Origin of the sequence: Jiulongibacter sediminis (assembly GCF_001306455.1) — a bacterium.
Taxonomy (GTDB): domain Bacteria; phylum Bacteroidota; class Bacteroidia; order Cytophagales; family Spirosomataceae; genus Jiulongibacter; species Jiulongibacter sediminis.
Genome location: NZ_LGTQ01000009.1, coordinates 170,368 through 184,486, shown reverse-complemented (window position 1 = coordinate 184,486; position 14,119 = coordinate 170,368). Strand labels below are relative to the sequence as shown.

Here is a 14,119-nt window from a genome sequence, read left to right as displayed (position 1 = left end):
CCATTGACGTATACTATTTCTGGCACATTATTTGGGGTTTACCTGTCACACACTGAATCCCATGTTAAGTTTACTTGTCCAGGAATTAAAAAGAACAAAATGTTGAGAAGATTACAAAAAGCCTTTCCGACTTTCCTAATAGTAGTCGTGATAAGCCTGATAACAGAAAAAACGGTACAGGCCCAGGGAGTTGGGATAGGAACCGTTGATCCGGATAAATCAGCCATTTTAGACTTAAGTTCATCTGATAAAGGTCTCCTTTTACCCAGAATGAGCCTAAAGAACAGAAGTGGTATTGATAATCCTGCCAAAGGTCTAATGGTTTACCAGACAGATTACCTGTCTGGCATTTATGTCTATAACGGTACTGACTGGACGGCACTGGGCAATACGGAAGCAAAACTAACTACAGCTGACAATTCTGTTTGGGGCACTACAGGCAACACAGGTCTGGATGGTTCGACAAACTTTCTGGGTACAACCGACGAAACTCCATTGGTTTTCAAAGTCAACAATCAGTTCTCCGGAAAAATTGATCCTAAAAGAGGTAACCTGTACTTTGGTTTTAAAACAGGAGCAATATCAGACAGCTATAACTCTGTAGTTTTAGGTGCTTTGGCTATGCAGAAAGCAAGTAGTAGTGGAAATAACATTTCAATCGGTTTTCAATCAATGTTTAGTAATGAAACGGGTGGACATAATGTTTCCATAGGTACCGGGGCTCTTGCCGCGAACATTCATGGGGGTAGTAACGTCTCTCTTGGTTCTTTATCTGGATATAAATCAACAGGTAGCGGTAACGTCTTCATTGGTTTCCAGGCTGGCTACGCTGAACAGGGTAATAATAAATTCATTTTGAATAACGATGCCAACAGAACACCTCTAATTTATGGTGATTTCGAAACCGGCAAACTCGGGATAAATACCTCTGACCTTCAAAATACACTTACAATAAAAAGCTCTACAGCTAATTCAAGTGGCTTACGCTTCACAAATCTGACAAACCAGTCACCTGCCGGAAATTCTAACGGTAAAGTTCTTTCTGTCAATCAATCAGGTGATGTAGTCTTGGTAAATGATCGTGAAGGTAGTTCTGTAACGGCTACTACATATTGGAATGCCTCGGGCAGTGATATTGTCAACAGTAACTCAGGAACAACAAAAATTGCCAACGGCCTTCAACTCGGTGCATTTCAAAACATGTCGGGTAAGTTTCTTGGGCTTGACAACAGCGGGAATGTTGTAGCACTGGACGCACCTACCTCCGTAGTTACCAGTGGTGGCAGCGGACTTTGGTATCAGGATGGAAACGATGGAAAAATTAAACCCACTGTGGACGCCGACGTTATGATTCACAAAAGAATTGATGCCCACGGCTTAGATCTCGGATGGGGAGGTATTAAGTTCAAAGAATTGAACAGTACTTATCCAAACCCATTCCCTTCAAACGGTCTTGCTCTTTCATTGGATGAGTTTGGTCATGTAATTCTGACTTCAAACTCAGATGGAGGTTCCGGAAGCGGTTCCTCAGTCTGGAATTATGCAGGTAATATTATCAGAACGCCTGGAGACCAGAAAGTGGTGATTGGTACCGGAATGGATACCCTTCCCGACGGTTTCTCTTTATTTGTTAGAAAAGGTATTCTGGCCGAAAGGGTAAGAGTAGCAGTAGCAAACTCTTCTAAATGGGCTGATTATGTTTTTGAAGATAATTATGACCTGATGCCTCTCGATAAGGTTGAAGAGTTTATAGATGCCAATGATCACCTACCGAATGTTCCATCTGCTGCCGAGGTTGCCGAAGGAGGAATTGATCTTGCAGAAATGTCAGCAAAACACATGGAAAAAATTGAAGAGCTTACGCTTTACCTTATTGAGGCAAACAAGCGAATTGAAAACCTTGAAAAACAAATCGAAGAACTTCAGAAATAATATTTACAAATCGTATTCGGTTCTAAACATCTCAGCCCATCAGCTGAGATGTTTTGCTTTCAGGAACTGTGAAAGATTAATTAGCCTCGCTAACTTGCGGCCTGAATCATAAAGAAAAACGATGAAAGCATATGTTTTTCCCGGACAGGGAGCACAGTTTAGTGGAATGGGTAAAGATCTTTACGAATCTTCCGAAAAGGCCAAAGCACTTTTTAACAAAGCCAATGAAATTCTGGGTTTTGATATTACCAAAGTAATGTTTGAGGGCTCTGCCGAAGATTTACAACAAACTAATGTTACTCAACCAGCCATTTTCCTTCATTCGGTAATTCTGGCAATGGTTCAGGACAATATTCATCCTGATATGGTAGCAGGCCATTCTTTAGGTGAATTCTCCGCTCTTGTAGTTTCGGGTGCACTATCTTTTGAAGACGGTTTAAAATTAGTTGCTCAAAGAGCAGATGCCATGCAAAAGGCCTGTGAAATCAACCCTTCTACCATGGCCGCTGTGCTAAGATTGGAGGATGAAAAGGTGGAAGAGATTTGTAAACAAATTTCTGATGAATTGGGTGAGGTTCTTGTGGCAGCAAATTATAACTGCCCGGGTCAATTGGTTATTTCAGGATCAGAAAAAGCCATTGATGAGGCCGTGGAAAGAATGAAAAACGCCGGAGCAAAAAGAGCTCTAAAGCTCCCCGTGGGTGGAGCATTTCACTCTCCACTAATGGAACCAGCCAGAGAGCAACTGGCCTCAGCAATTGAGAATACAAACTTTAGCAAGCCAAGCTGCCCTATTTATCAAAATGCCACAGCTTCCGCTTCAACGGAGGTTGATGAAATAAAGAAAAACCTGATCGCTCAGTTAACTGCCCCGGTTAAATGGACACAATCTGTACAGAAAATGGTAACAGATGGTGCAAGTTCATTTACCGAGTGCGGACCAGGTAAAGTTCTTCAGGGACTTGTGAATAAAATAGAACCAGAGGTAGAAGTTGCTGGAATCTAACCATTTGCACTTTTCCAATATCCGCTAATGGACTTTAAGCGAAATTCTTGCAACCAGACTCTAATATTTTTTTGAGTTGATAGTTTGCAAATCAAAAGAGTCCTGCTAATTTTGCATCCACAAAACAGGATTGGCCTGTGGTGTAATGGTAACACAGAGGTTTTTGGTGCCTTTATTGAGGGTTCGAGTCCTTCCGGGCCAACTAGCTTGAAAATCGCAATCGATCAAAAGTCGGTTGCGATTTTTCTTTTTATGCCCATTTAATTGCATTATTACAAGCATTGTCATAAATGAAACAAGTACTTTCGCTCTTTGATTTATCTCAAAAAGTTAACTACAAAAACGAGGTATTATCTGGTTTAACGGTAGCCCTTGCCTTAATTCCAGAGGCCATTGCTTTTGCACTTATTGCCGGGCTCCATCCATTAACTGGTCTTTACGCCGCATTTTCGATGGGCCTGATCACTTCCGTTTTTGGAGGAAGACCTGGAATGATTTCCGGAGCTACTGGTGCTGTCGCTGTTGTTATAGTTTCATTGGCAAAAAGTCATGGTGTTGAATACATTTTTGCTGCAGTAATTTTGGCCGGAATTATCCAAATGGCAGCCGGTTTTTTTAAGCTTGGCAAGTTCATTCGTTTGGTTCCTCACCCTGTTATGTTTGGTTTTGTGAATGGTCTGGCTATTGTCATTTTTATGGCTCAGCTCGGCTCTTTTAAGATCACAAATACTAATGGTGTACAAGAGTGGATGCAGGGTTCTCAACTATACATAATGTTAGGTCTGGTACTTCTGACCATGTTGATAATTTGGGGTCTACCCAAGATTACCAAGGTAGTTCCAGCCTCTTTAACCGCTATTTTAGTTACTACAGCCATTGTTCTGGGATTAGGTCTTGAGACAAAAACCGTAGGTGATATCAGCCCTATTAAAGGAGGGTTCCCTCCATTTCATATTCCTTCCGTTCCTTTTAATCTGGAAACGCTGAACATTATTTTTCCCTATGCCCTGATTGTGGCGGGAGTAGGACTTATTGAGAGTTTGTTAACGCTCAATTTAATTGATGAAATCACCGAAACCAGAGGAAGAAGCAATAAGGAAGCCATTGCACAGGGTGCAGCCAATTTAGTAACCGGCTTTTTCTCAGGTATGGGCGGCTGTGCTATGATTGGTCAAAGTCTTATTAATATTTCCTCAGGAGCCAGAGCTCGTTTATCGGGAATTGTGGCCTCTGTTATGCTTCTGGTTTTTGTAATGTTCGGAGCTGAATACATTGAGCAAATGCCAATGGCCGCACTTACAGGACTCATGATCATGGTATCTATTGGTACTTTCGAATGGGCTAGTTTTAAAGTCATTGGAAAAATGCCAAATCACGATATACTGGTGGGTATTCTCGTGGCCGGAATAACCGTACTGCTACACAACCTTGCATTGGCTGTACTGATTGGTGTCATCATCTCTGCCCTCGTTTTTGCTTGGGAAAACGCCAAAAGAATCAGAGCCAGGAAATATGTTGACGACAAAGGCATCAAACACTACGAAATTTTTGGACCACTTTTCTTTGGATCGACACAGGCTTTCAGTGAGAAATTCGACGTTCAGGAAGACCCTGATACTGTCATTATTGATTTTCAGGAAAGCCGTATCAATGATATGTCGGGAATAGAGGCTCTGAATAAGATAACAGAACGTTACCAAAAAGCTGGAAAAGAACTTCATTTGAAGCATCTGAGTCCTGATTGTAGAAAGTTATTGAAAAATGCGGAGAAGATCATCGATGTTAACATCCTTGAAGATCCTACCTATAAAGTGGCTGTAGAAATTTAAGCTAAGATTGAATGCTTGATAAAAAAGCTTCACTCTTAATCAATCTGTTATTTTTTCGGTGAGGTGGTAAAAGGTATTTTTGCAAAAACCGAAACTATACGAAATGAACTGGCAAAGCCTTTTCTCCAATAAACGCTACGGATCAAGCAATAAAGGACTGAATGACGAAACCAGAGGTGAATACCTCCGTGATTATGACCGGCTAATTTTTTCTTCACAGTTCAGGAGACTTCAGAATAAAACTCAGGTTTTCCCTTTGCCAGGAGCAGTTTTTGTCCATAACCGGCTGACTCATAGTCTTGAAGTTGCCTCTGTGGGTCGATCACTCGGCAGGCTTGTGGGTGAAAAACTGGCAGAAAAATACAAAGACGAATTCAACGATCAGGCAACTAACTTTTACCGTTTTGAACTATCGGATGTAGTTCAAACCGCCTGCCTTGCTCACGATATAGGGAATCCACCTTTCGGGCATTCAGGTGAAGACGCAATTCGAACTTTCTTTAGAGAGTTACCGGAAAATCTAAGTCAAAAACTGGAAGTTGAATTATCAGAAAACCAGTTTAACGACCTCAAAAACTTTGAGGGCAATGCAAATGCTTTCCGAATTTTGAGCACGCTTTTCAAGAAAAGCGGTCTTAAACTTACTTACACCAGTCTGGCCTCTATCGTCAAATATCCGGTAGATAGTACTCATGGTTTTAACAAGAAAACCGGCCTTATAAGTACCAAAAAGAGTGGCTATTTCGATGCAGAACTGGAGGTAGCTTATGAAATGGCGAATGAGTTGCAACTCATCACTTTCGATCAGGAAAAACACCTGCTGGCCCGGCACCCTTTTGTGTTTTTGGTTGAAGCTGCCGACGACATTTGTTATCGCATTATTGACCTTGAAGATGCTTTCAGGTTGAACATTTTGAGTTTTGAGGAAGTCAAATCACTCTTGCTGCCATTTTTTGATGGTGAAAAGAACGAGGAGTATATTTTGCAGCAAATGTTGGATATCAAGGACGAAAAACAGAAGCTTTCATTGCTGAGAGCTATGCTGATTAACCTACTGACCAACCGCTGTGCAGCCGTTTTTATAGAGAATGAAGAAAAATTACTCAATGGAGAGCTCAACCAAAGCCTTATTGATCTCATTGACGAAAAATCGCTGGCTCTGGTTGAGAAAATTGACGAGGTTTCCATCAAAAAAATCTACAATCATAAATCCGTAGTGGAGATTGAAATTGCCGGATTTCACGTTATTGGCGGTTTACTCAAAGAGTTTACAGGTGCTGTTTTAGACCGCAAAACAGCAAAATCGAAGAAGCTACTTAGACTAGTTCCAGAGCAATTTGACCTCAATCCTGAAAATGGTTTGTATCAAAACCTCCTCTCTGTAATTGACTTTATTTCAGGCATGACAGACCTCTATGCCATTGATCTTTACCGAAAAATCACAGGAATACAGATACCAACCCTGAGTTGAAATAAATTCTTTCATTGAATGGCCAACTTTCTGCATTATTTATATGTTGATACATACAAATAAAAGATCTGTACTAAATGATTACGTTTAGAAAGCATTCCGGAATTTACACTTTAGAGGCTGAGACACAACTTCCAATTTCTTTGAAAGAGGCCTGGAGCTATTTTTCAAGTCCTAAAAATCTTCAGGAAATCACTCCGCCACACATGGGTTTTAAAATCACTTCAAAACCCTTTGAAAAAGCATTTTCTGGTCAAATCATCAGCTATAACGTGGGAATTTTGCCGGGCATCCGTACCAATTGGGTTACCGAAATTACGCACGTCGAAGAACAGAAATTCTTTGTGGATGAACAGCGTTTTGGCCCCTACAGCATGTGGCATCACGAGCATCATTTTGAAGAAAACGATAAGGGTGTTTTCATGACAGACCGTGTTAGCTTCAAGATTCCCTTGGGCTTTTTGGGAGATATAGCCTATGCATTATTCATCAAAAAACAACTACAGGGCATTTTTGAGTATCGGGAGAAAAAACTGAAAGAAATCTTTAACTAAAAAGCACCCGAAGGTGCTTTTTATTAGTCTCCGTAAGGTTTCAGGGTTTGAATGCTTCCATCCTCATTATGTATAATTTCAGCAACCTTGATAGATCTCAAATGCGTCACTCCCTTCGAAAGAGAGGAATCGTGATAGAATAAATACCACTTACCCTCTACCTGACAAACCGAGTGGTGGGTAGTCCAGCCCACGACTGGCTCCAAAATTCGACCACCATAAGTAAAGGGCCCATAAGGAGAATCGCCGGTGGCGTAGCAAATAAAATGGCTATCACCCGTTGAATAGGTAAAATAGTATTTGCCGTTATGCTTGTACACCCAAGCCGCCTCAAAAAACCTTCGATCGGTATCTCCGGCCAGCAAAGCCTCTCCGTTTTCATCAAGGATTACCACATCTTTGGGTTCTTCGGCAAACTCCAATAAATCTGGAGTTAGTTTTGCAATTTTTGCACAAAGTGCAGGCTCATCATCTTCCGGTATAAAGGCAAACGGACTCTCAGGCTGCCCGGCATTGAACTCACCTGTTCTCCAGCGTTGTAACTGCCCACCCCAGATTCCACCGAAATACATGTAGTATTCGCCGTCATCATCTTTATAAACTGCGGGATCAATTGAAAAACTTCCTTTTATCGCTTCGGGCTGAGCTTTGAATGGTCCTACAGGCGAATCACCAATGGCAACTCCAATCCTGAAAATGCCATCGTACGCCTTGGCCGGGAAAAACAGGTAATACTTTCCGTCTTTCTCATGGGCATCGGGTGCCCACATTTGCTTCTCAGCCCACGGCACGTCATCAACATGCAAAGCCACACCATGATCTACTACCGGGCTATCCACGGAGTCCATAGAGATGACATGGTAATCTTCCATAGCGAAATGACTTCCGAGATCATCAAAAGCATCGCCGGCATCAATATCATGTGAAGGATAAATATAGATTTTACCCTCAAAAACATGAGCCGAGGGGTCCGCCGTGTAAATATTAGTTACTAAAGGCTGAGAAATAGCCTTTTCGTTTAACTCCTTAAAATCAATATGTTCTATACTATCTTCAGGCATTCTTTTTGGTTTTATGCTATTCTTCTTTCTTTGAGTTCTGATTCAATCTGCAGTTCCATTTTCTTTCCAATTTCATAGAAGAATAATAGGCCTACTGCAATTAAAAACGGTATTGCGGGAAAAACACTGACTAACATTTTTATGCCGTTTATAGTATCGGCTGTTTGGCCAACTTCAGACTTTGGCACATAATTGAACAGATTCAAAATCCATGTTAGTAAGGCACTCCCTATACTTAGGCCACCTTTCAGACCAACCATCATGGCTGAGAAAATAATGGCTGTGGCTCTTCTATTCGTTTTCCACTCAGAGTAATCCGCCACATCAGCAATCATCGTCCAAAGAATAGGCGTACTGATACCATAGAAAAACATGTGTAAAATCTGGGATCCGAAAATCCAACCGATAGACTGTGGCGGGTAGAAATAGAAGAAAATAATAAACAGCGTAGAAACAAAAAGAGAGGCTCCGAATACGTTGCGTTTCCCATATTTATCAGCAAGCGTTTTAGACCACATGATCCCGATAAGACCTATTAAAATACCTCCACCGTTAAAAACGCCAAGACCAAGTGCAGTATCATTTTCAAAAACGGGCAAGAAAGGTTTCATCGGATTAAGAAAAGCTTCGAGCTCGCCCTGATCTACATAATTCTCGAAATAATAAACATATGATCCGCCTTTTAAAGCCAGTGTGACAAAAATCAAAGTAGTCACTACCAACATGATGATCCAGGGAATGTTTCTAAATAAATCACCCAGATCTTCTCGAAGGCTGGACTTCTGTTCGGGCTTAGGAACCACCCGTTCTTTCGTAGTAAAGAAAGTGATTAGCAGCATAACGGTCCCAATAATCGCCAATACCGTCATTACCTTTTCAATGCCCACTGCTTTATCACCATCTCCGGCACTTAAGATCAGGTTATACATGAAAACCTGAACAAAAAACTGAGCAAACATTACCGCCACAAAACGATAGGCCGACATACTGTTACGTTCTTTCATGTCACCCGTGATAACACCACTTAGTGCCGAATAAGGCAAGTTATTAGCCGCATAGAGCATCAATAAAAGCGTGTAAGTCACCACGGCATAAATCACCTTGCCTTTGTACGAAAAGTCTGGTGTACTAAAGGCCAATAGAGCCACAACTCCCAGCGGTACGGCCGTCCAGAGAATCCATGGTCTGAATTTACCCCAACGGGTATTGGTTCTGTCGGCAATCGCCCCCATTACCGGGTTAAAAACGAAAGCAGCAAATAAACCTACAAAAAGGGTAACCAGCGTAGCATCCTCGGTTTTAAGCCCATATATGTCGGTATAGAAGTAAGCCAGATAAGTAACCAATGTCTGAAAGACAAGATTAGCCGCCAAATCTCCAAGGCTGTAACCCACCTTCTCCAGGATTGATAATTTGTGATTTTGAGTTGTCATTATTGTAAAGGGTTGAAAAAAGGGACTTATTTAGTTTAATCGACAAATAAGTTAAATCTTTGTCCTGATTAACAGCTTATAAGCTCTTAAAAATTAATAAGTGTTATTTTGACACTCAAATATATTATTTTGAAATGGATTTACACGTAAGCAACCTTCCTTTTAAGCTAACCGAGGCCGAGCTGACTCAAATTTTTGAGGCTCACGGTGCTGTCGAATCTGTTCAAATTATACTTGATCATAAACTTCGTCAAAGCAAAGGGTATGGTTTTGTGAAAATGCCAAATGATGATGAAGCTCTTAATGCAATTGAGGCATTAAACGGCTCAGAAGTCATTGATCGCGTTTTGAAAGTGAGCGAGTCAAAACCTCGGACCGAAGAGAAAGATACCTCTAAAAAAGTACCCTACTGGAGACTAAAAAAGAAGCCAAAACAAAAGTTGGTCACTTTTGGTGATGAACCGGCTCAGCCACCAAAAAGAAAAAAGAAACGCGGTCAGGGTCGTGGCACCAAATACTAGCCATTACCTTCTTATAGCTTTCAGCGAAAATGTCTATTTTGGGCTACCTAATCCCTGAAAATGATCAAAAAAGTCATTCTGGGCCTTCTGGCTCTTATTATTCTTGGCCTCGCTGGGGTCTGTGCCTATCTGCAATATTTGCAGCCTTCCTACTCTGGTGAACTGAAAATTGAAAATCTCAAAGCACCTGTAGAAGTTATTTACGATGACTACGCAATCCCCCATGTTTATGCCCAAAACGAGGACGACCTTTTCAGAGCTTTTGGGTACGTCCATGCTCAGGATCGCCTTTTCCAAATGGAACTACTCAGAAGACTTTCGGGCGGCCGACTTTCAGAAGTTTTTGGCGAAGCGGCTCTGGAAACCGACCTATTTTTCAGAACCCTCAATTTCAAGAAACATGCAGCCGAAGCTATTGCAGACAGATCACCTGACTCCTCAGTAATGCGTGCTGCTGAAGCCTATATCGATGGTGTCAATCAGTATTTGAAAAATGGAAAAACGCCTATAGAATTTACACTGGCCGGTATCCCAAAAGCTGAATTTACGGTCAATGACATCGAAATGATTATCGCCTTTATGGGCTATACTTTTGAGGGTGCTTTCCAATCTGAGGCCGTACTCACGTACCTTCAAAATACATATGGTCCGGAGTACATCAAAGATTTTGACCAAAGCTGGCCTGATGGTGATTATCAATTACCAGTAGATAAGAAAGCACAGATAGAAGTAGCCAAAAGTCTTGCTCTGGTAAGTCAAAAACTTCAGGAAATTGATAAAGACTTGGCCATAAAACCATTTAATGGTTCAAACGGCTGGGTAATTTCAGGTCAACGGACAAAATCCGGCAAACCGATTCTTTCCAACGATACGCACATTGCTTACTCACAACCAGCCATATGGTACGAGGCCCATCTGAGCTGCCCTACTTTTGAGGTTTACGGTAACTTTCTGGCCGGCACGCCCCTTCCCGCCCTTGGGCATAACCCTCACGGCGGCTGGGGGCTAACCATGTTTGAAAACGACGAAGCCGATTTTTATCGTGAAAAATCAAACCCCGAAAACCCAAATCAGGTTTGGTATAAAGACCAATGGGTTGATCTGGAGATTCAGGAAGAAGTGATAAAAATCAAAGGTGGAAAAGATACCACAATTCAAATTCGTAAATCACCACACGGCTATTTGCTCAACGGTGCTTTTACAGATTTGAAAGAGCATTCTGATCCTATTGCTCTGCAATGGGTTTATCACCTTTTACCTTCAAAACATGCTGATGTTTTCTATGGCCTTTGCACCGCAAAAAATGTTCAGGAAGCAGAGGAGGCTGTTCAACATCTGACCTCTCCCGGACTCAATTTCATGTGGGCTGATAAAGAAGGTAATATAGCATGGTGGGCCGCTGGTAAATTGCCTATTCGGCCCGATCATGTGAACTCGTACGTCATTTTAGACGGAAGTGCCGGAGACGACGACTGGCAAGGTTTTTACAATTTTGCGTATAATCCTCAATTGGTAAATCCCGAAAAGGGCTATCTATATACGGCCAATAATCAACCTGAAAATATGGGCACGGGAAAAGTGCCGGGTTATTATGTGCCCTCAAACAGAGCAAAGCGAATTCTGGAACTGATCGGCATCGACAAAACAGACTGGAGTGAGGAAAGCCTCAGAGAAGTCATCAATGATAATATCTCAAGTACTTACCCGCCTTTGATAGATAGCCTCTTGAGCGTAATAGATAAGAATTCATTGTCAAAAAATGCTCAAAATGCTCTGCCTATCATTGACAATTGGAAAGGTGAACATGAATTGAAAAGCACCGCTCCCGCTCTATATTACCGTTGGGTTTATGAAATGTATGAGAGAGCAATGCGGGACGAACTGGGCGAAGATTACTTCAAGGATTTTGAACACAGCCATGCTTTCAAAAGAGGAATGAGAACATTTTTCCTGAATGATAAATCGCCCTGGTGGGATGATGTCAATACTTCGCAAAAAGAGACACGAGAACAAGTCTTCACCGAAAGCTTTGAGGCTTCAGTGACCTTCCTGGAAAATCAATTGGGCACCGATCAATCTCAATGGCACTGGGAAAAAGTGCATACCCTCGAGCATCCGCATGCGATGGGTCAGGTGGAAGCTTTGAAAAAGTATTTCAATTTGGGCCCATTACCCGCTCCCGGCGGACTAGAGACCATTGATAATCAAATGTTTCTTTTGGATAGCACAGGATATTATAAAGTGGTGGCCGGCCCGGCACTTCGTCGAATTATAGATTTTGCAACGCCTGATAAGGCCTACAGTGTATTGCCTACCGGGCAAAGTGGCTATTTCATGAATGATCATTACGATGATCAGGCCAAAATGTTTGTCAACGGGGGAAAACGACCGGAATTAATGAACCGAGCAGACATTGAAAAGGCTCAAATTGGTCGGTTGATTTTAAAGCCCTGAATTCATCGACAAATTGGAATGAATCAGCACCGAGGTTTCGAAAGCTCAAAAAAGCTGAGTAAATTTCTGTATTCAACCCAATCTCAAATGACGCTAAACACCTTTAAATCAGAAGTAAGAGACGAGTTTTTTGACCTTATCAACTACTGGATGGAATATAGTATTGACGAAAAAAATGGAGGGTTCGTCGGGACGATTGACAAAGACAATAAACAGATATACAGCTCCAAATCAATGGTTTCAACGGCCCGAACGCTTTGGGGTTTCAGCACAGCCATTCATTTCATCAAAACTCAACCTGAACTCAACTCAGAAAGTCATCTGATACCAGAGTTAGAGAAGCTATGTCTCAGGGCTTTCGATTACATCACCGAAGATTTTTGGGATGAGAAAAACGGCGGTGTTTACTGGAGCGTAAAGCCAGAAGGTCAGCCCGAGAACACCAAAAAGAGCATGTATGCCCATAGTTTTTTCGTTTATGGTATGAGCGAATATTTCAGAGCGACGGGTAATAAACCTGCTCTGCAATGGGCCCGGAAAGGTTTTGAGTCCATTATTGAAAATGCATACGATCATCAAAACGGAGGATATATTGAAGGTTTTGCTCAGGATTGGTCGGATACGAATGACTATATTCTCTCAAAAGGTGAGCTGAGAAAATCCATGAATACGCATCTTCATTTGCTGGAGTGTTTTGCTAACCTTTATCGGGTTGACCGCTCTGAAAAGGTTCGATTTCATCTCGAGCATTGCCTGCAAATAATGCTTGATAAAATCATCGGTAAGGACAAGACCCGAATGACCTTGTTTTTCACTGAAGATTGGCAGCCAAGAGACCAAACCATCAGTTACGGGCATGATATTGAAGCCAGTTGGCTGGTGTTGGAGGCTTCTGAAATTCTGGGAGATGAGCATTATATAGAAACCGTCAAAATAAAATGCCTGGCAATGGCCAAAGATGCCGCGGATGGTCTGCAGGCTGATAATGGGATGATTTACGAGATTAATCCCGAAACCGGACACGGAAACTTCTCTCGTGATTGGTGGGTAATGGCAGAAGCGATGGTCGGTTTCTATAATGCATATCAGCTCTCCGGGAAGGTTCATTTTCTGGAGAAATCAGAGAACAGTTGGCAGTTTATCAAAGATCATTTAATGGCGGAAAACGGTGAATGGTGGGGCGGAGTAAACGCCGATCATAATATCTCCTCTTTCTCAAAAAGTAACCCGTGGAAGGCCCCGTACCATAATGTCAGATCGTGCATGGAGATTTATCGGCGAATCGGGTGAGTTGATGATCTTTGTATTCCCTGAAATCAACCAATGACTTCAAAAGAAATTCTGGAAGACCTTCGACAAAGCTTTCTAAGAGAACAAAAAGCTCTTGGGATTCACACAGCCTTGGGCTCACTTCTCAGAACTTTTGAACTAAGTCACCCTAATTTTGAAGGCTTTATTTTTCGACCCGCAGAGACAAAAAGTCTTGTTTTAACAACCGAAGGCAAATTTGGTGTTGATGACAAACAGCAGATTCGTGTACCCGAGAATATTCTGGATTTTCCTTTGAGCTATACCATCCACCTTCTTTTTCATGAGTTTATTCATATTCGTCAAAGAGCGACACCTAACTTCTCGGCCAGTCGCCCGCTGCGAGAGTTTGAGGCCTACTTTGCCGGACTTTTCTCTCCAAATCGGCCAGTAATTCCCTTGTCTGAACATTTGAGAGAACAGTTTTTGGCGGCTATTGAAAAGTATTACCAGCAAATGACAGAAGAGGAAAAAGCTACAGTTCAAGACAAATACGATTTAGCTCAAAAAAGATGGCCAGAATCGGGTGATCCGCGTTTTCTGACTTAGT

At 41.9% G+C, this 14,119-nt stretch carries 11 protein-coding genes and 1 tRNA gene; 10 read left to right on the top strand and 2 right to left on the bottom strand.

Annotation, left to right across the window (positions count from 1 at the left end):
* The first annotated feature begins 99 nt into the window (after positions 1–99).
* The 6 genes from AFM12_RS11490 to AFM12_RS11465 all read left to right on the top strand — a co-directional run bounded on the left by AFM12_RS11490 (position 100) and on the right by AFM12_RS11465 (position 6,792).
* A complete protein-coding gene (locus tag AFM12_RS11490; RefSeq protein ID WP_055148309.1) occupies positions 100–1,932 on the top strand; it encodes a phage tail-like protein in 1,833 nt (610 codons plus the stop codon).
* A 121-nt stretch (positions 1,933–2,053) separates the two neighbouring features.
* Positions 2,054–2,938, top strand: coding sequence for an ACP S-malonyltransferase (fabD, locus tag AFM12_RS11485; protein ID WP_055148307.1), 885 nt, complete (start codon positions 2,054–2,056; stop codon positions 2,936–2,938).
* A 131-nt stretch (positions 2,939–3,069) separates the two neighbouring features.
* A tRNA-Gln gene (locus AFM12_RS11480) sits at positions 3,070–3,140 on the top strand.
* Between the two features lie 88 nt (positions 3,141–3,228).
* Positions 3,229–4,767, top strand: a complete 1,539-nt coding sequence (locus AFM12_RS11475) for a SulP family inorganic anion transporter (RefSeq protein ID WP_055148305.1) — start codon at positions 3,229–3,231, stop codon at positions 4,765–4,767.
* Between the two features lie 103 nt (positions 4,768–4,870).
* Positions 4,871–6,238, top strand: coding sequence for a deoxyguanosinetriphosphate triphosphohydrolase (locus AFM12_RS11470; RefSeq protein ID WP_055148303.1), 1,368 nt, complete (start codon positions 4,871–4,873; stop codon positions 6,236–6,238).
* A gap of 77 nt (positions 6,239–6,315) precedes the next feature.
* A complete protein-coding gene (locus AFM12_RS11465; RefSeq protein ID WP_055148301.1) occupies positions 6,316–6,792 on the top strand; it encodes an SRPBCC family protein in 477 nt (158 codons plus the stop codon).
* Positions 6,793–6,815: 23 nt separating this feature from the next.
* On the opposite strand, the gene AFM12_RS11460 is transcribed toward AFM12_RS11465, so the two are convergent.
* Positions 6,816–7,853: a glycoside hydrolase family 43 protein gene (locus AFM12_RS11460; protein WP_055148299.1), complete on the bottom strand. Its 1,038-nt coding sequence runs from the start codon at positions 7,851–7,853 to the stop codon at positions 6,816–6,818.
* A gap of 11 nt (positions 7,854–7,864) precedes the next feature.
* Entirely contained in the window at positions 7,865–9,286 is a 1,422-nt protein-coding gene (locus AFM12_RS11455) for an MFS transporter (protein WP_055148297.1), read from the bottom strand.
* 134 nt (positions 9,287–9,420) lie between these two features.
* Between AFM12_RS11455 and AFM12_RS11450 the strand changes: the two genes are divergently transcribed.
* The 4 genes from AFM12_RS11450 (at position 9,421) to AFM12_RS11435 (ending at position 14,118) form a co-directional block, all read left to right on the top strand.
* The gene (locus tag AFM12_RS11450; RefSeq protein ID WP_055148295.1) at positions 9,421–9,807 is read left to right on the top strand and encodes an RNA recognition motif domain-containing protein; all 387 of its coding nucleotides are present in this window, start codon (positions 9,421–9,423) and stop codon (positions 9,805–9,807) included.
* 60 nt (positions 9,808–9,867) lie between these two features.
* Positions 9,868–12,261, top strand: coding sequence for a penicillin acylase family protein (locus tag AFM12_RS11445; protein WP_082391308.1), 2,394 nt, complete (start codon positions 9,868–9,870; stop codon positions 12,259–12,261).
* Positions 12,262–12,348: 87 nt separating this feature from the next.
* Positions 12,349–13,551 carry an AGE family epimerase/isomerase gene (locus AFM12_RS11440; RefSeq protein WP_157687380.1) on the top strand — a complete coding sequence of 401 codons (1,203 nt, stop codon included), beginning with the start codon at positions 12,349–12,351 and terminating at the stop codon, positions 13,549–13,551.
* Positions 13,552–13,584: 33 nt separating this feature from the next.
* Complete coding sequence (locus AFM12_RS11435) at positions 13,585–14,118, top strand: hypothetical protein (RefSeq protein ID WP_055148291.1); 534 nt, start codon at positions 13,585–13,587, stop codon at positions 14,116–14,118.
* The last annotated feature ends 1 nt before the right edge of the window (position 14,119 follow it).

Excerpts from the sequence above, each read along its gene's own strand:
- AFM12_RS11440 (WP_157687380.1), top strand. The coding sequence starts at position 12,349 with ATGACGCTAAACACCTTTAAATCAGAAGTAAGAGACGAGTTTTTTGAC.
- AFM12_RS11475 (WP_055148305.1), top strand. The coding sequence starts at position 3,229 with ATGAAACAAGTACTTTCGCTCTTTGATTTATCTCAAAAAGTTAACTAC.
- AFM12_RS11435 (WP_055148291.1), top strand. The coding sequence starts at position 13,585 with ATGACTTCAAAAGAAATTCTGGAAGACCTTCGACAAAGCTTTCTAAGA.
- AFM12_RS11470 (WP_055148303.1), top strand. The coding sequence starts at position 4,871 with ATGAACTGGCAAAGCCTTTTCTCCAATAAACGCTACGGATCAAGCAAT.
- AFM12_RS11455 (WP_055148297.1), bottom strand. The coding sequence starts at position 9,286 with ATGACAACTCAAAATCACAAATTATCAATCCTGGAGAAGGTGGGTTAC.
- AFM12_RS11465 (WP_055148301.1), top strand. The coding sequence starts at position 6,316 with ATGATTACGTTTAGAAAGCATTCCGGAATTTACACTTTAGAGGCTGAG.
- fabD (WP_055148307.1), top strand. The coding sequence starts at position 2,054 with ATGAAAGCATATGTTTTTCCCGGACAGGGAGCACAGTTTAGTGGAATG.
- AFM12_RS11450 (WP_055148295.1), top strand. The coding sequence starts at position 9,421 with ATGGATTTACACGTAAGCAACCTTCCTTTTAAGCTAACCGAGGCCGAG.
- AFM12_RS11460 (WP_055148299.1), bottom strand. The coding sequence starts at position 7,853 with ATGCCTGAAGATAGTATAGAACATATTGATTTTAAGGAGTTAAACGAA.
- AFM12_RS11490 (WP_055148309.1), top strand. The coding sequence starts at position 100 with ATGTTGAGAAGATTACAAAAAGCCTTTCCGACTTTCCTAATAGTAGTC.
- AFM12_RS11445 (WP_082391308.1), top strand. The coding sequence starts at position 9,868 with ATGATCAAAAAAGTCATTCTGGGCCTTCTGGCTCTTATTATTCTTGGC.